Raw genomic sequence first — 24,952 nt, 5'->3', positions numbered from 1 at the left:
ACTCCTCTTCCTCACGTCGGGTTCCGCTCCGCCCACGCGACGAGCCCCCGCAGGGCCCGGAACCAGGTCTCGGCGAGATCCTGGACCGTCTCGCGTGGCAACAGTCCCTCCAGATACGACCAGTGCGCGGCCAGCACCGGCCCGGCCGCCCGGTCCTCGGTCACCACGTTGATCTCCAGCGCGTGACCCTCCCGCATCGAACCCTCCGGCCCGATGTCCGCCGAGTCCTCCTCCGGCGCGTACGACCAGTCCCTCTCCTCCGGAATCCCGAACCGGCCCAGGTAGTTGAACTCGACCCGCGCCGGCTCATGGGCCGCCAGCACCTCCCGCGTACGGGCGTTGAGGTGCCGCAGCAGGCCGTACCCGACACCGTTCGCGGGCAGCGCCGCCAGATGCTCCCGCACCCGTCGTACGGCTTCCTCCGCCGCCCGGCCCCCGGCGAAGGCCTCGGCCGTGTCGACCGGCCCCGGGTCGAGCCGTACCGGGAAGACGCTGGTGAACCAGCCGACCGTACGGGAGAGATCGACCCCGTCGCCGCCCAACTCCTCCTCGCGGCCGTGCCCTTCGAGGTCGACCAGGACCGAGGTGTCCGACCCGCCCTCGCGTCGCCGCCGGTCCGCGAAGGCCAGCCCGAGCCCCGCGAGCAGCACGTCGTTGACGGCGGCCCCGAACGCGGCCGGCACGGCCGACAGCAGCGGACCGGTGTGCTCGGCGGGCATCCGGAGGACCACCTCGCGCCGGGTCGAGGTGGTGTCGCGGTCCGGGTCCGGCTCCCGCAGAAGCGGGAAGGCCTCGGAGCCGCCCTCCAAGATGCCTGCCCAGACGGGGAGTTCGGCCTCCCGGGCCGGGTCCTCGGCCAGCTGGGTGAGGAGCCGTGACCAGCTCGCGAACGACGTCTCGACCGGGTCGAGCCGCACCTGCCGCCCGGCGCGGACGTCCCGCCAGGCGGCGGCCAGGTCCGGCAGCAGCACGCGCCACGACACGCCGTCCACCACCAGGTGGTGGGCCATCAGCAACAGCCGCCCGGGCGCGTCGCCCGCGTCGAACCACACGGCCCTGACCATCACACCCGCGTCGGGATCGAGGAGCGCCCGTGCCGTGCGCGCGTGCTCCGCCACGGCCTCGCCGAGGGCCGTGGCGCCGAGTCCGGCCACGTCGACACGGTCGATCCATCCGGCGGCGTCGACCGTCCCGGCCGCCGGGACGTGCAGCGACCAGTCGTCGGCGGCGTCGGTCGACGGCCGTACGAGGGACGCCCGCAGCAGGTCGTGCCGGTCGGCGAGGGCCTGGAGGACGGCGGTCAGGCCGGGCAGGTCCAGCTCGGCGGGGGTGCGGACGAGCGCCGACTGGTGGTAGGAGGCGAACGGGCCGCCCAGTTCGCGCAGCCAGTGCATGACCGGGGTGAGCGGCACGATGCCGGTGCCGTCGTCCTCGGGGCGGCGGGCGGTCGTGTCGACGGCCTCGGCGACCGTGCCCAGCGCCGCCACCGTGCGATGGCGGAAGACCAGCCGGGGGGTGATGCGCACGCCCGCCGCGCGCGCCCGGCCGACGAGTTGCATCGCGACGATGCTGTCGCCGCCGAGGGTGAAGAAGTCGTCGTCCACGCCGACCTGTTCGAGCCCCAGGACGTCGGCGAAGACCGCGCAGAGCGTCTGCTCCACCGGGGTGGCCGGTGCGCGGCCGGAGGACAGGGCGGAGAAGTCGGGCGCGGGCAGCGCGGCCCGGTCGAGCTTGCCGTTCGCCAGTTCCGGGAACCGGTCGAGCAGCACGACAGCTGCCGGGACCATGTGGTCGGGGAGCCGGGCGGCGACGTGGGCGCGCAGCGCGGCTGAGTCCGGGACCGCACCCGCCGAGGACGGGATCACGTAGGCGACGAGCAGCTTCCGCGCACCCTCCTGACGGACCGTCACCAAAGCCTGGCCGACGGCCGGATGGGCGGCCAGCGCGGACTCGATCTCCGCCGGTTCGATGCGGAAGCCGCGGATCTTCACCTGGTCGTCGGCTCGGCCGAGGTAGTCCAGCCGCCCGTCGGCCGTCCAGCGGGCCAGGTCACCGGTCCGGTACAGCCGGGAGCCGGGCGCCCCGAAGGGGTCGGCGACGAACCGCTCGGCCGTGAGCCCGGGAGCCCCCAGATAGCCACGGGCGAGACCGCCGCCCGCCAGGTACAGCTCGCCGGTGACACCGGGCGGTACCGGCTGGAGGAGGCCGTCGAGGACATACGCCCGGGTGCCGGCCACCGGCCGTCCCACAAGCGGGCGTTCGCTGTCCCCGACCCGCCCCACCAGGGCGTCCACCGTCGACTCGGTCGGGCCGTACAGGTTGAACGCCTCGGTGCCGCGCAGCCCGGCCAGGCGCCGCCACAGGGCGACCGGGACGGCCTCGCCGCCCACGCCGACGACCGCGAGCGGGCAGTCGTCGCCGTGCAGCAGACCGCTGTCGGCCATCTGCGCGAAGAACGACGGGGTGACCTCCAGGAAGTCGAACCGGTGCTCGACCACGGCAGCGGCGAGCAGTTCGGGGTCGCGCCGCACCTCCTCGGACACGATGTGCACACAGTGCCCGTCCAGCAGCCACAGCTGAGGCTGCCAGGACGCGTCGAAGAAGAACGACCAGGCGTGCCCCGCCCGCAGATGCCGCCGGCCGGCCGCCTCGATCGCCGGTGCGTAGAGCGTCTCGCGGTGGCTGTGGAAGAGGTTGCCGAGGGTCTCGTGGGTGATCACCACACCCTTGGGGCGGCCGGTGGAGCCCGAGGTGTAGATGACGTACGCCGGATGGCGAGGTGTCAGGGTTCCGGTCCGGTCGGCGTCGGTGAGGTCCGTGGCCTCCCGGGCGGCGATCCGGTCGGCGGTGGCGGGGTCGTCGAGCACCAGGAGGTCGGCGTCGGGTGGAAGGGCCGCCCGGAGGTCCTGGGCGGTGAGCGTCACTACCGGTCGGGCGTCGTCGAGGACATCCGCCGTACGGTCCGTCGGCGCGTCGGGATCGAGGGGCAGATACGCCGCGCCGGCCTTGTGCACGGCCAGCACGGCCACCAGGAACCGTGCGGTGCGCGGCAGCGCGAGGGCCACGAACCGCTCGGGCCCGGCGCCGACTTCGACCAGGACACGGGCCAGCCGGTTGGCCTCGGCGTTGAGATCGGCGAAGGTCAGCTCGATGCCCTCGGAGGCCACGGCGGGTAGCTCGGGGTGCTGCCGCACCCGCTCTTCGAAGAGTGCGGGCACGGTCGTCGGCCCGGCGATGAGCGGACGGCTCCGCCAGCCGCCGGTCAGCTGCCGTCGCTCGTCCGTGCCGAGGACGTCGATGCGTCCGAGCGTCAGGTCCGGGTCGGCGACGACGGCCCGCAGGACTCGTCGCAGCCGGTCCGCGAAGGACTGTGCGGTCGTGTGGTCGAACAGGTCGGCGCTGTACTCCAGCACCCCGTCCACGCCGCTGCCGTCGCCGTGCTCCACGAAGTCGAACGACAGGTCGAACTTCGCGGTGGTGTTGACGACTTCGTCCCGACGGGCCCGCAGCCCGGGCAGTCCGGTGTCCTCGCCACCGGCCGCCAGATACACCACCATCACCTGGAACAGAGGGTGTCGGGCCAGCGACCGGGCCGGGTTCAGGACCTCCACCAGCCGCTCGAACGGCACCTCCTGGTGGTCGAAGGCGGCCAGATCGGTCTCCCGCACCCGGGCCAGCAGCTCCCGGAACGTCGGCTCACCGGAGGTGTCCGTCCGCAGCACCAGCGTGTTGAGGAAGAACCCGACCAGCTCCTCCAGGGCCGCGTCGGTGCGCCCGGAGATCGGGCTGCCGATCGGGATGTCGTGCCCGGCGCCGAGCCGGCTGAGTAGGGTCGCCACGGCCGCCTGCATCACCATGAACACACTGACGCCGTTGTCGCGTGCCAACCGGTGCAGCTCCGCCGCCAGTTCGGCGTCGAGCGACAGATCGGCAGCGCCACCTCGATACGTCGACTCCAGCGGACGCGGCCGGTCGACGGGCAGCGCCAGCTCCTCCGGCAGACCGGCCAACGCCTGCCGCCAGTAGGCGATCTGACGTGCCGCCAGACTCGCGGGATCCTTCTCGTCACCGAGGACGTCCCGCTGCCACAGCGTGTAGTCGGCGTACTGGACCGGCAACGGCTCCCACTCGGGCGCCCGTCCCGCCGCACGGGCCGCGTAGGCGACCGCCAGGTCCGCGTTCAGCGGCCCTTCCGACCACTCGTCACCGGCGATGTGGTGCAGCAGGAGGAGCAGCGTCCACTCCTCCGGGCCCGTCCGGAACACATGGACGCGCACCGGCAGTTCACGGTCCAGCTCGAAGCCGTACGAGCCCGCCCGGGCCAGCCGCTCGGGCAGCCGACGGGAGTCCGTCTCCTCCACCTCGAACGGCACGCGCACCTCGTCCGCGTCCAGCACCCGCTGGAAGGCCCGCCCCTCCTCGTCGGGGAAGACCGTGCGAAGCGTCTCGTGCCGGACGACCAGATCGTGCATGGCCGCCCGCAACGCCTCGACGTCCAGCTGACCGGTCAGCCGCCAGGCCGAGGGGATGTTGTACGTCGCACTCGCGCCCTCCACCTGGTACAGCACCCACAGGCGCTGCTGCGCGGACGACAGCGGCAGCCGCTCGGGACGCGTCCGCACCCCGAGCGCCGGCCGGGCCCGGACGTCGGCCGTGGAGCCCTCCGCCAACCGCTGCGCGAGCCGGGTGACCGTCGGCGCGTCGAACACCGTGCGCAGCGGCACATCGGCCCCGAACGCCGCCCGGACGCCGGCGACCAGCCGCATGGCCAGCAGAGAGTGGCCGCCCAAAGCGAAGAAGTCGTCGTCGACGCCTACCCGGTCCACGCCCAGCACGTCCGCGAAGAGACCGCAGAGGATCTCCTCACGCGGATCCCGTGCCCGGCCGCCGGTGCCGCTGCCCGCCGCGAAGTCCGGCGCGGGCAGCGCCCGGCGGTCCAGTTTGCCGTTCGGCGTCAGCGGCAGCGCGTCGAGGACGACGACGGCCGCGGGAACCATGTGCTCGGGCAGGGCCGCGGCGGTGTGGGCCCGCAGCGCCACCGGATCGGGGACCTCCCCGGCGGCGGGGACGACGTAGGCGACGAGCCACTGCTCGTGCGGTACGACGACCGCGTGGGCCACGGACGCGTGCCGGGCCAGCACGGCCTCGATCTCACCGGGCTCGATGCGCACGCCACGGATCTTGACCTGGTGGTCGGTGCGGCCGAGGAAGTCGAGCGTGCCGTCCGCCCGCCAGCGTGCCAGGTCGCCCGTCCGGTACATCCGGTCGCCCGGGCCGCCGTACGGGTCGGCGACGAACCGCTCGGCCGTGAGGCCCGGGCGGTCGAGGTAGCCGCGGGCGAGCTGGACGCCCGCCAGATACAGCTCACCCGCCACGCCCGGCGGCACCGGCCGCAGCGCCGCGTCCAGGACATGGGCCCGGGTGTTCCACACGGGACTCCCGATCACCACCCGGTCGGCACCCGGAACCACCTGGCCGGCCGTGACGTCGACCGAGGCCTCCGTCGGCCCGTACAGGTTGTGCAGCTCGGCCGACAGCACCTCGTGGAAGCGCTCCGCCACCGGCAAGGGCAGCGCCTCACCGCTGCACATCACCCGCCGCAGACTCGTGCACCGTGCGGCGGCCGGTTCGTCCAGGAACACCTGGAGCATCGACGGCACGAAGTGCGTGGTCGTCACGCTCTGTTCGCGGATCAGCTCCGCCAGATACGCCGGGTCCTTGTGGCCTTCCGGCCGGGCGACGACCAGCGTGGCCCCGGTGATCAGCGGCCAGAAGAACTCCCACACCGACACGTCGAAGCCGGACGGGGTCTTCTGCAGCACCCGGTCCTCGGGGCCCAGTCCGTACGCGTCCTGCATCCAGAGGAGTCGGTTGACGATGCCCTCGTGCGGGACGACGACACCCTTGGGGCGGCCGGTCGAGCCGGAGGTGTAGATCACGTAGGCCGGACTCAACGGGTCGTGGGCCGCCGGGAGTTCGCCCTCCGGCCCCTGCGGGAGCGCGTCCTCGACGACGCACACCGGCCGTGCCTCTTCCAGCATGAGGGCGAGTCGCTCCCGTGGCTGATCGGCATCCAGCGGCAGATAGGCGCCGCCCGCCCGGTGGACCGCCAGCAGGGCGACGACGAGGTCCACCGAACGCGGCAACGCCACCGCCACCGTACGCTCCGGGCCCACGCCCAGCCCGGCCAGGACCCGTGCCGTCCGCTCGACCCGCTCGTCCAACTCGGCGTAGGAAAGCCGCTGTTCGTCGTGAACGAGAGCTACCGCGTCCGGCGTCCGTGCCACCTGCGCGCGGAACAACTCCGGCAGGGTCGTCGCCGGTACGTCGTGTCCGGTGTCGTTCCACCGGACGAGCACCGACTCCCGCTCGGCCTCCTCCAGCACCTCCAGATCCCGTACGGGGATGTCGGGTTCGGCGGCCACCTGTTCCAGCAGTCGTACCAGGCGACCGGCCAGTCGCCGGGCCGTCTCCTCGTCGTACAGGTCGAGCGCGTACTCCAGCAGCAGGGTGAGGCGATCCCGGCCGGCCTCGTCCACGAAGGTGAAGTGGAGGTCGAACTTGGCCATGCCCGTGTCCATGTCGAACCACTCGGTGGGCATGCCGAGCACATCCGGGTCGCCGTCGGGCCGGTAGTGGTAGCCGAGCATGACCTGGAAGAGCGGGTTGCGGCCGGCGACCCGGGGAGGGTTGACGGCCTCGACGACGTGGTCGAAGGGAAGGTCCTGGTTCTCGAACGCCTCCAGGGCGGATTCCCGTACCCGCGACAGCAGTTGACGGAAAGTGAGCCAGCCGTCGCCGCCGGACAGGTCGGTGCGCAGGACGAGCGTGTTGACGAAGAAACCGACCAGGTCGTCGAGCGCGTCGTCCGTGCGCCCCGCGATGGGTGCCCCCAGCGGAATGTCGTCCCCGGCGCCGAGCCGGTGCAGCAGCGCCGCCGTGGCCGCCTGGAACAGCATGAACATGCTGGTGTTGGTGGCGCCGGACAGTCCGCGCAGGGCGCGGCCGGTATCGCCGGTCAGGTCCAGGCGGACCTTGCCGCCACGTCCGGTGGGCTCGTCCGGCCGGGGCCGGTCGAGGGGCAGCGACAGCTCCTCCGGCAGCTCGCGCAGGGCCTCGGTCCAGTGGCCCAGCTGGGCCTCGCCGACCTGCCCGAGCAGCGTGTCCTGCCACAGGGTGTAGTCGGCGTACTGGACCGGCAGCGGCGCCCACTCCGGTGCGCGGCCCTCGACACGGGCCCGGTACGCGGTGGTGAGATCACCGAGGAACGGCCGGTCGGACCACTCGTCGGTGGTGATGTGGTGCAGCATCAGCGCCACCACGTGGTCACCGGCCCCGAGCCTCAACACCTCGGATCGTACGGGGAGTTCGGCACTCAGGTCGAACGGCCGCCGCTGAGCCGCCGCGATGCGCGCGGCCAGTTCGTCCTCGGTGACATCGGTGACCTGGAATTCGGGTTCCGCCTGGCCCGGCGGCACGATCCACTGGTACGGCTCACCGTTCTCCTCCAAGAACCGTGTACGCAAGGCCTCATGACGGTCAGTCACGTCATGCAGTGCCGCTCGCAGCGCGTCGAGGTCCAGCTCGCCGCGCAGCCGGAAGACGAGGGGGAAGTTGTAGGCGACACCGCCGCCGGTGATGCGTTCCACCAGCCACAGCCGCCGCTGGGCCGCCGACAGCGGGATGCGCGCGGGCCGCTCGGACGCCGGCCGCAACGCGGGCCGCGCCGGCCGTCCGGCCTCCGCCCGCAACGCCAGCGTCTCGGGGGTGGGCGCCTCGAAAAGGTCCCGGATCGCCAGTTCCGCGCCCAGTTCGGTGCGGGCCCGGCTGATCAGCCGGGTCGCGAGCAGCGAGTGGCCGCCCAGATCGAAGAAGTTGTCCTCCGCGCCGGTGCGGGGCAGTCCCAGTACCTCGGCGAAGAGCCGGCACAGCACCTCCTCGACGGGGGTTGCCGGGCCCCGCCCCTCCGACAGGGCGACCGCGGGCTCGGCGTCCGGCAGCGCCCGTACGTCGAGCTTGCCGTTGTCGTTCATCGGCAGCCGGGGCAGCACCACGAAGGCGGCCGGAACCATGTAGCCGGGCAGCCGCTGGCCCAGGTCCTCGCGCACCCGTCGGACGAGGGCCCCGTTGCCGCGTGTCGCGGTCGGGGTGTTGGCGTACGGGGCGGTGCCGCGCTCCGGGCGGGGGAGATGCAGACCGGCCGTGCGGCGAGGCGTGGTTCCCCGTACGAACACGGCGTCGAAATAGCCCGGCTCTTCGGACCACGTGGTCAGGACGTGGTAGCCGTGGGATTCGCCGAGCGCGCGCAGGTCCTCCGGCTCCACCACGGGAGCGACCATCGCGCCCGGCAGCCCCCGCCCGGCCTCCAGCGCCCGCAGCGCTCCGAGGTCGCCCGCCGTACGCGCGTCCGGCACCCGCCGTACGCGCAGCAGGTCGGCCCCCGAGAGGTGCCCGACGAGCGCGCTCCACCCGGACCACTCCACCACCGGGGCGTCGTCCAGGCGCAGGACGTCCGACGACTCCTCGTACACCACCACGTCGTACCGGTACCGGGTCAGCTCGTTCTGGTGCCGTCCGTTCTTGGTGCGCAGCTCGACGTCGAAGCCGAGCGAGGCGAACCAGTCCGGGTCGACCAGCAGTTCCTTCTCCAGCGTGAGTCCCCGGTCCACGGCCCGGCGCAGGGCCTCCGGATCGAGGTCGGTGCCCGCCCGCGCGAGCTGGATGCCCGTCTGGAACACGCGGGCCTGCCGCAGATCGCGCACGTCGCCGAGGAACAGCGCGCCGCCGGGCGCCAGCAGCCCCATCGCGCCCCGGATCACCTCGCGCAGGTGATCCAGGCTGGGGAAGTACTGAACGACGGAGTTGATGACGACCGTGTCGAAGAAGCCGGTCGGCAGCCCGTCGGTGACCTCGGCGGGCTGGCACCGCAGTTCCACCTTGCGTGCCAGCTCCGGGTCGGCCCGCAGGTCCTCGCCGAGCTTGCGGATCACGGGCGCGGCGAAGTCCGTCGCCCAGTACGCCTCGGTGTCCGGGGCGAGCCGCGACAGCAGCAGACCGGAGCCGACGCCGATCTCCAGGACGCGACGAGGCCGCAGCTCGTGGATGCGCTCGACCGTCGCCTCGCGCCACTCCCGCATGTGCTCCAGCGGGATCGGCTCGCCGTCGTAGGAGCTGTCCCAGCCCGCGAAGTCCTCGGTGAAGAGGGCGGTGCCGATCTCGGTGTACTCGGCCGAGTAGATCTCCTGCCACTCGCCGATCTGCTCCCGCTCGGCCGACTGCCTTGCCCGCTCGTCGGGTTCGGCCGGCACGACGTACCCCACGAGCCGCTTCGTACCGGGCGCGGAGGTGTCGTCGCGCGCGATCACGGCGGCCTGGGAGATCTCGGGATGCTGCGCGAGCGCGGTCTCGATCTCGCCCAGCTCCACCCGGTAGCCGCGGATCTTGACCTGGTCGTCGGTACGGCCGAGGAAGTCCAGGTTGCCGTCCGGGCGGCGTCGTACCAGGTCACCGGTGCGGTACACGCGCTCGCCCGGTTGCCCGTACGGGTCCGCCACGAACCGCTCGGCGGTCAGGCCGGGCCGGTCGAGGTAGCCGCGCGCCAGACCGACACCCGCGATGTACAGCTCGCCCGCCACTCCGTCCGGCACCGGCCGCATCCAGGTGTCGAGGATGCGGGCCCGGGTGGCGCGGATCGGGCGCCCCACGGTCGGGGTCGCGCTGTCCTGCGTGCCACCGCCGAGCGTGTTGATCGTGTACTCGGTCGGGCCGTACAGGTTGTAGCCGTACGTCCCCTCCGTGTCCCGCAGTGTGTTCCACACCGTCTCGGTGACGGCCTCGCCGCCGAGCAGCACCAGCGGCGGCCGGTGGCCCTCCAACAGGCCCTCCTCGATGAGGAGATGGGCGTACGTCGGCGTCACATTGACCACGTCGACGCGGTGTTCCTCGCAGTACGCCACCAGCGCGGTCGCGTCCCGTCGCAACTCCTCGTCGCAGACGTGGACTTCATGCCCCTCGACGAGCCACAGCAGCTCCTCCCAGGACATGTCGAACGCGAACGACACGGTGTGCGCGATCCGCAGCCGCCGCCCGCCCGCCGCCGCGATCGCCGGGGCGAAGATCTCCTTCTGGTGGTTGAGCTGCATGTTCGTCAGTCCGATGTACGGCGTGACGACACCCTTGGGGCGACCTGTCGAACCCGAGGTGTAGATCACGTACGCCGGGTGGTCCAGGCTGAAGGACACCGAGACCGGGTCGGCCGGGAGGTCCGCCAGTTCGGCCGCCACCTCCGGGTCGTCCAGCAGGACGCGTGGCGTGTCGCCCGTCAGAGTCCGTGACACGTTCTCCGTCGACAGCAGGAACAGCGGGCGGGCGTCCGCCAGCATCAGCGACAGCCGTTCGGCCGGATGGTCCAGCTCCAGCGGCAGATACGCCGACCCCGTGCGCAGCACCGCGAACAGCGCCACCACCATGTCGATCGAGCGGGGCAGGCCGAGCGCGATGACTCTCTCGGGTCCGGCTCCCCGCGCGATCAGCAGCCGGGCCATGCGGTTGCAGCGCGCGTCGAGTTCGGCGTAGGTGAGGGTCTGCGCGCCGAAGACGAGGGCGGTCGCGTCCGGTGTACGAGCCGCCTGCGCGGCCAGCATGTCCGCCACCGTCTCGTGCGGCACGGGCTGACGATGGTCGGCCTCCGCACGGGCGAGCGCGGCGATCTCGGCGGGCAGCAGGGGATCCAGCGAACCGACGGGGGCGGACGGGTCGGCCACCAGCCGGTCCACCAGCAGCACGAAACGGTCCAACAGGCGTTGCGCGTAAGCGTCTTCCAGCAGGTCGGGACGGTAGGCGAGGGTCACCCGGACCCGCTCACCCGGCGTGACCACCAGGTTCGCCGGGTAGTGCGTGGCGTCCACATTGGCCACGGCCGTCGCGCCGTGCCGCTCGCGCAGCTCGGCGAGTCGCTCGTCGGTGTCGGCGTTGCGCAGCACGAACAGCGTGTCGAAGAGGCGCCGATGGCCCGTGTCGGCCTGGAGCACCCCCAGGCCCAGGTACTCGTACGGCATGACCTCCAGCCGCTCGCCCTGGATCCGGCGCAGCAGATCGAGCACCGGCTCGCGCGGGTCGAAGGCGATGCGCGCGGGCACGGTGTTGAGGAACATACCGATGACGTTCTCGACCTCCGGCACCTCGCTCGGCCGCCCGGCGACCGTCGTGCCGAACGCGATGTCCGTACGGCCCGTCGCGCCGGCCAGGACCAGACCCCAGGCCGCGTTGAGCACGGTGTTGAGGGTCAGGCCGTGGTTGCGTGCGGTGCCGCGCAGCCGCTCGGCGACCGCCGCGTCGAGCACGGCGTCCAGGTGTTCCGGGATCACCGGCTCCTGACCCCGGTCGGCGGCGGTGGGTGCGAGGAGCGTCGGCTCCTCGAAGCCGGACAGGGCCGCGCGCCACGCCAGGGTCGCCTCGCTGTCGTCCTGCCGCTCCAGCCAGGTCAGGTAGTCGCGGTACGAGCCGGGACGGGCGAGGCCCGCCGGGTCGCCCCCGCTCTCGTACAGTGCGAACAACTGGTCCAGGAACAGCCAGGCCGACCAGCCGTCCCACAGGATCAGATGACGGCCGACGATCAGCCGGTCGCCTCGCTCGTCACCGAGCCGTACGAGCAGCATCCGGAAGAGGAGGGGACGGGTGAGGTCGAAGCGCTGTGACCGCGACTCCCCCAGCAACTCCCGCATCCGCCGGTCCTGTTCGGCCGCCGGAAGCCCCGCCAGATCCACCTCCGTCAACGGGATCTCGACGTCCCGCACGATGAACTGCACCGGCTGGCGCAGGCCTTCACTCGTGAACCCGGCACGCAGACTGGGATTGCGGGCCAGCAGCGTGCGCATGGCCGCCACCAACCGCTCCGTGTCCACGCGTTCGGCGAAGTCGAAGGACTCGTGGACCGTGTAGACGTCCAGGGAGCTGTCGTCGAAGTTCGAATGGAAGAACAGGCCTTCCTGGAGCGGGGCGAGGGGCCATACGTCCTCGACCCGGCCCGGAGCGAGCCGCTCGACCTGCTCCCGCTCCTCCTCGGTCAGCCTGAACGCGGACTGGGCAGGCGTGTCCCCCGTCGTCGTCTGCTCGATGCCGGCCGCCGCCGCGAGCGCCGCCGGTGTGCGGTGCTCGAACACATCCCGCGGGCCGATCACCAGACCCGCACGGCGGGCCCGGCTGGAGACGGCGATCGAGCTGATGCTGTCACCGCCGAGCAGGAAGAAGTCGTCGTCGACCCCGGCCTCCGCCAGCTTCAGCACCGAGGCGAAGATCTCGGTGAGCAACTGCTCGCGGGGGCTGCCCGGCGCGCGGGTGACAGCCGCCCGTACGGCCTGTGGGGCGGGCAGCGCGGCCCGGTCCAGCTTGCCGCTGGGCGTGAGCGGCAGCGCGTCGAGGACCACCCAGGCACTGGGAACCATGGGGGACGGGAGAGACCCGGCAAGGGCCTCGCGGAGATCGGTCACCTCGGCGTCGCCGACGGGCACGACGTACGCGGCGAGCGTGTCCTCCCGTACCGTCACGGCGGCGTGCGCCACCTCCGGCAGCCGTACGAGGGCGGCCTCGATCTCACCGAGTTCGATCCGGTTGCCGCGCAGCTTGACCTGGCGGTCGGTGCGGCCCAGATACTCGATCACCCCGTCCGCGCGGCGCCGGACCAGGTCACCGGTGCGGTACATCCGGCTGCCGGGCGGCCCGTACGGATCGGCGGGGAACCGCTCGGCGGTCAGCGCCGGCCGGGCGTGATAGCCGCGGGCGAGCTGGACACCGGTCAGGTACAGCTCGCCGGGGACGCCGTCGGGGACGGGCCGCAGACAGGTGTCCAGGACCCGCAGGCCGGTGTTCCAGACGGGGCGCCCGATGGGCACGGAGGCGCCTTGGTCCTCGCCGGAGGCGTACGGGTGGTAGGTGACGTCGACGGCTGCCTCGGTCGGGCCGTACAGGTTGTGCAGCGGAACGCCCGTCAGCGCGTGCCAACGGCTCGCGGCGGTGACCGGGAGCGCCTCGCCGCTGCTCAGGACCCGGCGGAGCGATGCCGACCAGGTGGGGTCGCCGGTGACCTCGTCGTGCTGGAGGAAGGCCTCCAGCATCGACGGCACGAAGTGCAGGGTCGTGATGGACTGCTCCCGTACGAGTCCCGCCAGGTAGGCGGGGTCGCGGTGGCCGTCCGGCCGGGCGAGCACCACGGTCGCGCCTTCGAGGAGCGGCCAGAAGAACTCCCACACGGACACGTCGAAGCTGGACGGCGTCTTCTGCAGCACCCGGTCGTCCGGGCCCAGCCCGTACTCGCCCTGCATCCACGCGAGCCGGTTCACGATGGCGCGGTGGGTGACGACGACGCCCTTGGGGAGGCCGGTCGAGCCGGAGGTGTAGATGAGATAGGCGGGGTCGTCGGGGCGTGCGGCGACGGGTACGACAGTGCCTCTGGTGGGCTCGTCCTCCATGGCATCGAGCAGCAGCACGGAAGGAACGTTCCGCTCGTGCGACCGGGACGGCCGGGGCAGCCGGTCGGCCGTCCCGGACAGCGTGACCACCGTCGTGGCGCCCGAGTCGGCGAGCATATGGGCCACCCGGTCGGGCGGGTAGTCCAGGTCCACCGGCAGATAGGCGGCACCCGACTTCAACACGCCCAGCAACACCACCATCAGCTCCGCCGAGCGCGGCACGGCGACCGCCACGAACGCCCCCGGCCCGGTACCCCGACCGCGCAGCCGCACGGCCAACTCCTCGGCCCGGGAGTCCAGTTCGGCGTAAGTCAGCCGCTCGCCCTCGAAGACGACGGCCGTCGCGTCCGGCGTCCGGGCCACCTGAGCGGCGAAACCCTCGGCCAGGGTGATCTCCGGTACGAGGTGTTCCTCGCCGGTGGGACGGGCGCGCAGCGCCTCGTCGGGGGTCAGCAGTTCGACGGAAGCCGCGGTGCGGTCCGGCGCCTCGGCGATCGTCTCCAGGACGCGGGCCAGGCGGTCGCCGAGTGTGCGGACGGTGTCGCCGTCGAGGCGTTCCGCGTGGTGCTTGAGCCGTAGGTCGAGCCGTCGGCCGGGCTTGACGACGAGGGCGAGCGGATAGTGCACGGCGTCGTGGAAGGCGTCGCCGGTGATCCGTACGGTGCCCGAGGGGTCCCGGAGGCCCGACTCGGCGGGATAGTTCTCGAACACCACGAGCGTGTCGAAGAGTTCGCCGGAGCCCGCGTGCCCGGTGAGCCGCTGGATCTCGGCCAGGCCCAGGTGCTGGTGGTCCAGCAGCCGGGACTGCTCCTCCTGGAGCCGGACGAGCAGGTCCCCGAGGGATTCGCGGGGCCCCCAACGGAAGCGTGTCGGGAGGGTGTTGATGAACAGGCCCACCATCGAGGCGATGCCGTCGACCTCGCCGTCGCGCCCCGAGACCGTGGTGCCGAACACGACGTCGTCGCGGCCGGTCAGCCTGCCCAGCAGCAGCCCCCAGGCCCCCTGGACCACCGTGCCCAGGGTGACACCGTGCTCTCGGGCCCGCTCGGCGAGCCGCGCGGTGGTCCGTTCGGACAGCTCCACCCGCACATGCCCCGGCCGTACGGGCGCCCCCTCGGCCGGGGCGTCGACCAGCCGCGTCGGCTCGTCCAGGCCGGCGAGCGCGTCGCGCCAGGCCGCACGGGCCGCGTCATCGTCCCGCTCACCCAGTCGGCGCAGGAAGCCGCGATACGGGGCGACCTCGGGCAGCGGCGGAGTGTCGGTGCCGTAGTACGCCATCAGTTCGCGGTGCAGCACCGGCAACGACCAGCCGTCAGCGACGATGTGATGGAACGTCAGCACCAGGCGGCTGCGCTCCCCGCCCAGCCGGACCAGGGCACAGCGCAGCAGCGGCGGCGCGGCCAGGTCGAAGCCCCGGGCCCGCTCGTCGGCGGCCACCACGTCGCCCAGCGTCTCCCGCACCTCCCCGTCCTGCGACGAGAGGTCGACCTCCCGCCACGGCAGTTCGGCGTCCCGCGTGATGATCTGCACCGGCGTGCCGTCCGGGCGCTGACGGAAGGCGGCCCGCAGCGGTGCGTGCCGGTCCAGCAGGCGCTGCGCGGCCCGGCGCAGTACAGAGCCGTCGACCGGCCCGGCCAGGTCGAGGACCTGCTGGACGACGTATGTGTCCCCGTCGGCGCCGCCGGTGAGCGCGTGGAAGAAGAAGCCCTGCTGGAGCGGGGTGAGCGGCAGCAGTTCCTCGACCGGCAGCGGGTGGGCGCCCTGGATCTCGGCGAGTTCGGCTTCGTCGACCTCCACGAGCGGGACGTCGGTGGTGTGCTCGTCCGTGCGCTCGACGGCGGCCCTGGCCAGCGCCTCGACCGCGCGGTGCCGGAACACGTCACGTGTGGTGAGTCGGAGGCCCGACTCCCGTGCGCGGATGAGGAGTTGGATGGCGGTGATGCTGTCGCCGCCGAGCGCGAGGAAGTCGTCCTCGGCCGTCACCGCGTCCAGCCCCAGCACCTCGGCGTACAGCCCGCACAGCAGCCTCTCGCGGGTGGTGCGCGGGGCACGGCCGGAGCTCATCGCCGCGTAGTCCGGGGCCGGCAGGGCTCGCGCGTCGATCTTGCCGCTGGGAGTGACCGGCAGGGCGTGCAGCGGGACGAACGCCGAGGGGACCATGTAGTCGGGCAGCCACTCGGCGGCGTGCCCACGCAGGGTCCGCATCAGCGCGCCGACGTCACGGAAGGGCGCGGGCCGGTTGGCGTGCGGGTACGCGTCGGCCGTCCGATACAGGGGGCCGAAGGGGCCGTCGAGGACGAGTACGGCGTCGAACGCGCCGTCGTCGGCGCTCCCGTTCCAGGTGAGAGCAGCCCGGTAGCCGTACTGCGCCGCCAGCGCGTGCACGTCCTCCGGATCGGTCCCGGGAGCCGCCTCCCGGCTGCTGCCCTCCAGCCGCCGCAGGTCCGCCAGGTCGTCCGCGAGCCGCGCGTTGGGCACACCGGTGATCCGGAGCCCGCCCGGCCGCCCGGCCAGCAGCGCCGCCAGCCCGTCGAGGCCGCCGACCGCCGCCCAGTTGGCCTCCGGCACCTCCGGCAGGACCGACCGAGCCTCCGGACGCAGCACGACGTCGTACCGGTATCGGCTCAGCTCGTTGTGATGCGTGGCCCGCTTGATCTGGATCTCGGTGTCGAAGCCGTCCAGCGCGGCGAAGAAGTCCGGGTCGAGGAGGAGCTCGCCCTCCCAGCGCACCGACCGCTCGACGGCCGCCCGCAGCGCGCTCTTGTCCGCTCCCTCGTCACCGGTGTCCCGCCGGGTCTCCACCGCCGCGCGCAATGTGCGCAGCAGCCGCAGATTGCGCACGTCGCCGAGGAAGATCCGCCCGCCGGGCGCCAGCAGCCCCGACACCTGGCGCAGTACGTCGACCAGGTACTCCCCGCTGGGGAAGTACTGGGCGACCGAGTTGATGACGACCGTGTCGAAGTACCCGGCCGGCAGGCCCTCCGTGTCGTGGGCCGGCCGGGCCCGCAGCTCGACCTTCGCGGCCAGCTCCGGATCGGCGCCCACCTGCGCGCGCAGCACCGTGACGGCCTGCGCCGAGAGATCGGTGCCCCAGTACGCCTCGCAGTCGGGCGCGATCCGGGACAGGATCAGGCCGCTGCCGACACCGATCTCCAACACCCGGCGGACCGTGCCGAGTTCGCGGATACGCTCGACGGTCGCCGCCCGCCACTCCCGCATCTCCTCGACGGGGATCGGTGTGCCGTCGTACATGCTGTTCCAGCCCGCGTAGTTCTCGCGGAGGCCGGAAGTGTAGGCGCCCTCTCCTGCCGAATCCTCGGATCCGGCCGCCCCGTAGAGGAGTTCGTGCAGCTCCTTCCACTCCTCGACCCGTGCGTCCGGGTCCGCCTCGCGCGGCCCGTCGAGGGCGGGGACGACGTAGGCGGCGAGGCGGCGGTCGCCGGGGCGGTCCTCGCGGACGACCACGGTGACCTGGTCGACGGCCGGGTGGCCGCGCAGCACCGACTCGATCTCGCCCGGCTCGATACGGAAGCCACGGATCTTGACCTGCGCGTCGGCGCGCCCGAGGAATTCCAGTCGTCCGTCGGCCCGTCGGCGGACCAGGTCGCCGGTGCGGTAGAGCCGTTCGCCGGGCTCCCCGAACGGGTCGGCGACGAACCGCTCGGCGGTCAGATCCGGACGACCGAGATAGCCCCGGGCCAGACCGGCCCCGCCCAGATACAGCTCGCCGGTGACCCCGGCGGGCACGGGCCGCAGGAACGCGTCCAGGACGTACGCCCGGGTGCCCGGGTCGGGCACACCGATCGGGACGATCGCCCCGGCCGGGGTGTCGGGATCGCACAGCCCGAGCGTGGAGTTGGTGGTCGCCTCCGTGGGGCCGTACGCGTTGAACATCATCCGCCCGCGCGCGTACCGCCCCACCAGTTCGGGGGAGACGCGCTCGGTGCCCGCCAACAGTGTGGCGGAGGGCGGGAGCAGGACGTCTTCGGGCATGGCGGCGAGCAGTGCGGGCGGCAGGATCATGAAGGTGATGCCGTGCGCGTTCGCGTAGTCGGCGAGGGGTGCGCCGGGCACGCGCCGCTCCGCCGGGACGACGACGAGGCGGCCGCCGGACAGCAGTCCGAGGCACAGGTCCCAGAAGGCGACGTCGAAGCTCGGCGAGGCGAACTGCAGCACCCGGCTGTGCGGGCCGATGCCGAACCGCTCGCTCTGCGTGGCCACCAGCTTCGCCACGCCGCCGTGCGCGAGGACGACACCCTTGGGGCGGCCGGTCGAGCCCGAGGTGTAGATCACATAGGCGGAGTTGAGGACGGTGAGGGGCGCCCCGCGGTCCGACTCGGTGGGATCGTGGGCCGGCCGCCGCGCCAACTCGGCCGCCGTGGCGGGCGAGTCCAGCACCAGCAGCCCCATGCCGTCGACCGGATCGGGGAGGTCCCGCGCGGTCTCCCCGGTGGTCACCATGCAGACGGGCCGCGCGTCGCCCAGCATGTACGCGATCCGGTCCGCCGGGTAGTCGTGGTCGATCGGCAGATAGGCGGCACCGGCCTTCATGACGGCCACCTCCGCCACGATCAGCTCGGCGGAACGCGGCAGCGCGAGGGCGACGATCCGCTCGGGGCCCGCACCCCGGGCGATCAGCGCGTGTGCCAGGCGGTTGGCGCGCTCGTCCAGTTCGGCGTAGGTGAGTTCCTCGTCCTCGAAGATCAGGGCCACGTCGTCCGGCCGCTGCCGTACCTGCTCGGCGAACATCGCGGGCCAGGTGTCCGCCGGCACCGCGTGCGCGGTGTCGTTCCAGTCGAGGACGACCTGGCGGTACTCCTCCGGTCCCATCAGATCGAGACGGGCCACGGGTGTGCCGGGCCGGGCGAGGGCGTCGGCGAGGACGGTCCGGTAGTGGCCGAGGAGCCGCTCGATCGTCGTACCGTCGAAGAGACCGGGGTGGTACGACGCCCGCACCGAGCCCTCGTCCACCTCCAGCAACACGTCCAGCGGGGCGGGCAGTTCACCGGCGGGCCGGGCGGCCGTGGCGAACGCCGTGTTGAAGAACAGGCCGCCGCCGCGCGTCGGCCGGGGCTTCAGCTCCTCGACCAGGAGGCCGATGGGCACCCGGTGGGTCTCCGCCTCCTCCCACGCCTGCGTCACCCGCCGCACCAACTCGGCGAACGTGGGCTCGTGTTCGACGGACACCCGCAGCGGGAGCCCGTCATGGCCCACCGTCAGGTCCGTCGCCCCGGTGTAACGGTGCAGCAGGGCGACGAACGCCGTGAGCCGTACGGCGTCGGGGGCGTCCGGGACATCCGACAGCGCGCGCGTGTCCCGTTGGGGAACCGGCTGCGGCGGATGGGGCCGATCGGCAGGCAGTGAGATCTCCAGCGGAAGCGGTGTCAGCAACCGCCGCCAATGGGCCAGGACTTCCTCGGAACCGCACACAGCAGTGAGCCTCCCCAGCGGGTCGGGGTCCCGGCCCTGGGCCGGGGTCGCCGACATACTAAGGTAAGGGTTACCTAATTCACAGGGTGCTCATGGAGACTTCCCAGGAGCGCGGGACGGCAATCGGCGGAAGACCTACAGTTCAACGGGCACTCGCCCTACAGTTAAGGCAAGCCTCATCAAAGGAAGTTGTGGACGTGGGGACCTCGACGGTCCGGGCGGCGAAAGGCCCCCGCGCGGTACTGCTGCTCGTGCTCTCGGGTGCGGCCCTGCTCTCGCTGTGCGCCCTGTCGATGGCGTTCGGCGCCCTGGGCGTCCCCCTCGACCAGGTCTGGCACACCCTGCTCGGCGACGCCCCGAACTCCCGCATCGACAGCGTCATCTGGTCCGTACGCCTGCCACGCACCGCCCTCGGCCTCGCCACCGGAGCCGCCCTCGGTCTGTCGGGCGCGCTAATGCAGGCGCTGACCCGCAATCCGCTCGCGGACCCGGGCATTCTCGGAGTCAGCGCGGGCGCGGCCTTCGCGGTCGTCCTGTCGGTCGGTGTGCTCGGTATCTCCTCCGTGTACGGGTACATCTGGTTCGCCTTCGGCGGCGCGTTCGTCGCCAGTGTCCTGGTGTACCTCCTCGGCGGTCTCGGGCGGTCCGGCTCCACGCCGGTCAAGCTCGCCCTCGCCGGTGTCGCCGTGACCTCCCTGCTGTTCTCGCTGACCAGCGCCATCGCGCTGACCGACCCGGACGCCCTCAACCGCTACCGCTTCTGGAACGCGGGCTCCCTCGCCAACCAGGACGAGGAAGTCCTCTTCCGTGTCCTGCCGTTCCTGGCCGTCGGCGCGCTCCTCGCCCTCGCCTGCGCACCGGCTCTCAACAGCCTCGCGCTCGGCGACGACGTCGCGAAGTCGCTCGGGCTCAAGCTCGGCCTGGTCCGCGTCCAGGGCGTCGTCGCCATCACCCTGCTCACCGGGGGAGCGGTCGCCGTCATCGGGCCCGTCGTCTTCGTCGGCCTGGTCGTCCCGCACATCGCCCGCGTCCTCGCCCAACTGGCCGGCATCGGCCCGGACCACCGCTGGCTGCTGCCCCTGTCCGCCGTCCTCGCCCCCTGCCTCCTCCTGGCCGCCGACATCGCCGGCCGGCTGATCGCCCGTCCGACCGAGGTCCAGGCCGGCATCCTCGTCGCCTTCATCGGCGGCCCCTTCTTCATCGCGCTGGTCCGCCGCCGCCGACTCGCGGAGCTGTGAACCATGACTTCTCGACCGTGGAGTTGCCGGCCCGTGACCTCCGTATCCGTGGAGCCCCCGCCCATGCGTATCCGTGGAGCCGCCCACCTGTGGCTTTCGCATCCGTGGAGCCGCCGGCCCGCGACGAACGAACGGTGTGGAGCCGTGAGCCGATGACGACCGAATCCGAAGAGGAACGCGCGGAGCTGTGCGCCGATGACGACCGAACGCGTGGAGCCGTGAGCATATGACGACCGAACTCGCTCCCGGACCAAGGGATTCCGCCTCTCCGCCCCCGAGCCGGACAGCCGCCCGGATCACCTTCCGGCTGCCCGCCCCGCCCGTCTCCGGCGTCGTACGCCCCCGGCTGCTCGCCGTCTGTCTGCTCCTCGCGGCCGCCGCCTTCCTGGCGTTCTCGGTGGAGACCTCCGTCGGGGACATCGACCTCCCGCTCACCGACGTCATGAAGGCCCTGGTCGGCACGGGCGACCCCGCCACCGAGCTGATCGTCCACGAACTGCGCCTGCCGCGCGCCCTGGCCGGGCTGCTCGTCGGCATCGCGTTCGGCATCTCCGGTGCCCTCCTCCAGACGGTCACTCTCAACCCGCTGGCCAGCCCCGACATGATGGGCATCACCCAGGGCGCCGGCACGGCGGTCGTCGCCGGGATCGTCCTCGGCTGGGACGGGGGCCTGAGCACCCAGGCGCTGGGCCTGCTCGGCGCGCTGGTCGCCGGGCTGCTGGTGTACGTCCTGGCCTGGAAGCGCGGTACGACCGGGTACCGGATCGTCCTGGTGGGCATCGGCATCGCCTGGATCTGCACCAGCGTCACCGACTACCTCATGGCCCGCGGCCAGCGGTTCCAGGCGCAGGCGGCCCTCGGCTGGCTCGTCGGCAACCTCAACGGCCGCACCTGGGAACAGATCGGCCCGCTCGCCCTCACCATGGCCGTGCTGGTGCCCCTGGCGATCCTGCTCGGCCGGCAGATCCGCACCCTGCAACTCGGGGACGACGTCGCCCGGGGCCTGGGCACCCGCGTCCAGGTCGTCCGGGTGGCCGTCCTGCTCATCGCCGTCGGACTGGTGGCCTTCGGCACGGCCACCGCCGGGCCGGTCGCCTTCGTGGCGCTCGCCGCGCCTCAGGTCGCCCAGCGCCTGGCCGGCACCCCGTTCCCACCGCCCGTCGCGGCGGGGCTCACGGGCGCCGTGATGGTGCTCGTGTCCGACCTCGCCGCCCGGAAGGTCGTCCCGGACACGGAACTCCCGGTCGGGGTCGTCACCGGTGTGCTCGGCGCACCCGTACTGCTGTGGCTGCTCATCCGCGCCAACCGCGCCGGTTCAGGAGGCTGAAGACGTGTCATCGAAGTACGAACCGGCCACGAAGCGGGACGGCCGCGTCGACGCTGGCGTCGGCAGTCGCACGGGCGACCGCACGGACGGTCCCGTCGACGGCCCCGACCTGCGCGCCGAGGGCCTGCGCCTGGCCTACGACGACCGGATCGTCGTCGAGGACCTCGACCTGGTGATCCCCACCGGCCGCGTCACCGCCATCGTCGGCGCCAACGCCTGCGGAAAGTCCACCCTGCTGCGCGCGCTGGCCCGGCTGCTGACCCCCAAGGCGGGCGCCGTCCACCTCGACGGCCGCTCGGTGCACTCCATCCCGACCCGCACCCTCGCCCAGAAGCTCGGCATCCTCCCGCAGACGCCCGTCGCGCCCGAGGGGCTGACCGTCATCGACCTGGTGGGGCGCGGCCGTTCACCGCATCAGACGTGGTGGCGGCAGTGGTCGGAGAGCGACGAGGAGGCCGTGCACGAGGCGCTCAGAGCCACCGCCATGACCGATCTCGCCCACCGGCCCGTCGACGAACTCTCCGGCGGACAGCGCCAGCGCGCCTGGATCGCCATGGCCGTCGCCCAGGGCACCCCGGTGATGCTTCTCGACGAGCCGACGACGTATCTCGACCTCGCCCACCAGATCGATGTCCTCGACCTGGTCACCGATCTCAACCGGCACCAGGGCCGCACCGTCGTCATGGTGCTGCACGACCTCAACCAGGCCTGCCGCTACGCCGACCACATCATCGCCATGAAGAACGGGCGCATCGCGGGCGAGGGCGCCCCCGCCGACGTCATCACCGCCGCGATGGTCGAGGACGTCTTCGGACTGCGCTGTGTCGTCGGCGAGGACCCCGTCAGCCGCACGCCCATGGTCATCCCGATGGGCCGCCACCACGAGGGCACGGAGTCCGCCGCGGTGCCCGTGTCGGGCACCACCGGCTGACACGAAGCCGGGGGTGCCCCAGGGGGTGGTGTGAGAGTCCCTCACGGGCCCGCGACGGTCACGGGCCCGCGACGGTCACGGGCCCGGAGGCGATCACGGGCCCGGAGGCGATCACGGACGGGACGTCAGATATCCGCCCATCGTGCGGAAGTAGTCCGTCGCCGCGTACTCCGTGCCGTCCTCCGTCCGTACCCGCTTCACCACGAGCCCCGGCAGCCGCCCGGAGCGCGCCTCGGCGCCGGCGACGATGACGACGCCGTCGCCCTCGTGGATGAAGATCCGTCCCGGCGTACCGCCGTAGCGTCCCTCGGAGACGGCGGCCGAGATGATGCGGATGCGCTCGCCGCGGTGGTGGGTGAACGCGTTGGGATACGGGTCGGACTGGGCCCGTACGAACCGCTCCAGGTCCTCTGCGGGCCAGGTCCAGTCGATGCGGCTGTCCTCCAGGGACCGCTTGTGGAAGAAACTCGACCGGGAGCGGTCCTGGGGCGTCCACACCGCCTTGCCGGAGGCGATGAGTTCGAGCGAGTCGGTGACGAGCGGGCCGATCAGGTCGACCGTGCGGTGGAACAGGTCCGTGGCTGTGTCGTGCGGCCCGACCGGCACCGAGCGCTGCAACAGGACGTCGCCCATGTCGAGTTCGGCGTCCATACGGTGGGCGGTGACACCCACCTCCTTCTCACCGTTGATCAGGGCCCAGATGAGAGGGGAGAAACCCGCGTAGGTCGGGAGCAGCGAGTCGTGGATGTTGAGCGTGCCGTGCGGCGGCAGGTCGAAGATCTCGGGCGGCAGCCAGGTGCGCCAGTTGTTCGCCACGATGAGATCCGGATCGACCTCCTTGAGCGTGCGCAGGAGTTCGTCGTCGTCCGGCCGGTTGCGCAACAGCACCGGCACACCGTGCTGTTCGGCGAGATCGGCGACCGAGTCGCTCCAGATCTTTTCGTACGCGTGGTCGCTCTTCGGATGGGTGACAGCCAGTACCACCTCGTGTCCGGAGTCCAGCAGAGCCTGCAGCGTTCGGTGTCCCCAGGTCTGGTACCCGAACATGACGACCCGCATATGAGCCCTCCTCAGCCGTTGCTAGGTAAGGCTTACCTTATCTAACATGTGTCTGCTTGGGGGAGGCTGTGCTCCAGCTTGGGACAACCTATGACCCCCGCTTATGGGAGGCGATGACGCGGTGACGACGCTGCAGACCGGGCCGGATTCCATCTATGACGTACTGGGTATCGGATTCGGGCCATCGAATCTCGCACTCGCCATCGCGCTCCACGAACACTCCGTCAACTCCGTTGCGGGGGAGGGGCTTCGGGTCGGTTTCCTGGAGAGGCAACCCCGGTTCGGATGGCACCGCGGCATGCTCATCGACGACGCCACGATGCAAGTGTCCTTCCTGAAGGACCTGGTGACGATGCGTGACCCCACCAGCGACTTCAGCTTCCTGTGCTACCTGCGCGACCGGGGCCGGCTCGTCGACTTCCTCAACCTCAAGACCCTCTTCCCGCTGCGCATCGAGTTCCACGACTACTTCGAATGGGCCGCCGCCCGCGTGGCGCACCTCGTCGAGTACTCCGCCGAGGTCGTCTCCGTGCGCCCCGTCACCCGGGACGGCGAGATCCGCTACTTCGACGTCACCAGCCGCGACCCCGGCGATCCGGAACAGTTCATTGTCCGCCGCGCCCGCAGCATCTGCGTGGCCACCGGCCTCGAACCGCACCTCCCGCCCGGCGCCGCACTGTCCGAACAGGTCTGGCACACCAGCCAGTTGCTGCACCGCGTCGACCAGGTCCGGCGCTCCGGGCAGCCGGTACGCCGCGCCGTCGTCCTCGGCGCCGGCCAGAGCGCGGCGGAGGCCGTGGACTACCTCCACCGCAACTTCCCCGAAGCCGAGATCTGCTCCGTCTTCGCCAAGTACGGCTACACACCCGCCGACGACAGCCCCTTCGCCAACAAGATCTTCGACCCCGAGGCCGTCGACCTGTACTACGACGCGCCCCGCGAGGTGAAACAGTCGCTCTTCGACTACCACCGCAGCACCAACTACTCCGTCGTGGACATGGACTTGATCGAGTCCCTGTCCCGGGCCATGTACCAGGAGAAGGTCCAGGGCCGGGAGCGGCTGCGGATGATGAACGTCTCCCGGCTGCGCGAGGTGGAGGCGGGCGCGGACGACGTCAAGGTGACCGTGGAGTTCCTGCCGACGGGGGAGCGCGAGATCCTCTCCTCCGACCTCCTCGTCTACGCCACCGGCTACCAACCCCAGGGCCTCGGCGACAACCTGGGGGAGATCGGCAAACTCTGCCTGCGCGACGACGAGGACGCGCTCCGGGTCGGCCGCGACCACCGGGTGGCGACCGCGCCCAATGTCTCGGCCGACATCTATCTCCAGGGCGGTACCGAACACACCCACGGCCTCACTTCGACCCTGCTGTCCACCACCGCCGTACGCGCCGGGGAGATCTGTGCCTCTCTCCTCGCCCGCCGCGCGGCGGGCCTGACGCCATTGGAGGGGTGAGGGACGGCGCCTGGTCGCCGTTTGGGGACTTGCCCCTTCGGGATG

Annotated in this window: 6 protein-coding genes; 4 read left to right on the top strand and 2 right to left on the bottom strand. The window is 72.1% G+C overall.

Annotated features, from left to right (window positions below):
* Nucleotides 1-11: 11 nt before the first annotated feature.
* The gene (locus JIX55_RS03790) at nucleotides 12-18,896 is read right to left on the bottom strand and encodes a non-ribosomal peptide synthetase (protein WP_257569207.1); all 18,885 of its coding nucleotides are present in this window, start codon (nucleotides 18,894-18,896) and stop codon (nucleotides 12-14) included.
* Nucleotides 18,897-19,093: 197 nt separating this feature from the next.
* Here JIX55_RS03790 and JIX55_RS03785 point away from each other — a divergent pair, with 197 nt between their 5' ends.
* From JIX55_RS03785 to JIX55_RS03775, 3 genes are all read left to right on the top strand, one after another.
* Nucleotides 19,094-20,134 (top strand): FecCD family ABC transporter permease, encoded by a 1,041-nt coding sequence (locus JIX55_RS03785; RefSeq protein WP_257561782.1) that lies wholly within the window; start codon nucleotides 19,094-19,096, stop codon nucleotides 20,132-20,134.
* Nucleotides 20,135-20,360: 226 nt separating this feature from the next.
* On the top strand, nucleotides 20,361-21,461 hold the full coding sequence (locus tag JIX55_RS03780; RefSeq protein WP_257561781.1) for a FecCD family ABC transporter permease: 1,101 nt from the start codon (nucleotides 20,361-20,363) through the stop codon (nucleotides 21,459-21,461).
* 4 nt (nucleotides 21,462-21,465) lie between these two features.
* Entirely contained in the window at nucleotides 21,466-22,392 is a 927-nt protein-coding gene (locus tag JIX55_RS03775) for an ABC transporter ATP-binding protein (protein ID WP_443046363.1), read from the top strand.
* Between the two features lie 111 nt (nucleotides 22,393-22,503).
* Here the strand turns inward: JIX55_RS03775 and JIX55_RS03770 are convergent, their stop codons facing one another.
* Nucleotides 22,504-23,451 carry a methionyl-tRNA formyltransferase gene (locus tag JIX55_RS03770; protein WP_257561780.1) on the bottom strand — a complete coding sequence of 316 codons (948 nt, stop codon included), beginning with the start codon at nucleotides 23,449-23,451 and terminating at the stop codon, nucleotides 22,504-22,506.
* A gap of 121 nt (nucleotides 23,452-23,572) precedes the next feature.
* Here JIX55_RS03770 and JIX55_RS03765 point away from each other — a divergent pair, with 121 nt between their 5' ends.
* Complete coding sequence (locus JIX55_RS03765; protein ID WP_257561779.1) at nucleotides 23,573-24,907, top strand: lysine N(6)-hydroxylase/L-ornithine N(5)-oxygenase family protein; 1,335 nt, start codon at nucleotides 23,573-23,575, stop codon at nucleotides 24,905-24,907.
* The last annotated feature ends 45 nt before the right edge of the window (nucleotides 24,908-24,952 follow it).

This window comes from Streptomyces sp. DSM 40750 (genome assembly GCF_024612035.1).
In the GTDB taxonomy this organism is placed as follows: Bacteria; Actinomycetota; Actinomycetes; order Streptomycetales; family Streptomycetaceae; genus Streptomyces.
Note: the sequence above shows the minus strand (reverse complement) of the source record. Positions and strands in the feature narration are given on the sequence as shown.

Excerpts from the sequence above, each read along its gene's own strand:
- JIX55_RS03780 (WP_257561781.1), top strand. The coding sequence starts at position 20,361 with ATGACGACCGAACTCGCTCCCGGACCAAGGGATTCCGCCTCTCCGCCC.
- JIX55_RS03770 (WP_257561780.1), bottom strand. The coding sequence starts at position 23,451 with ATGCGGGTCGTCATGTTCGGGTACCAGACCTGGGGACACCGAACGCTG.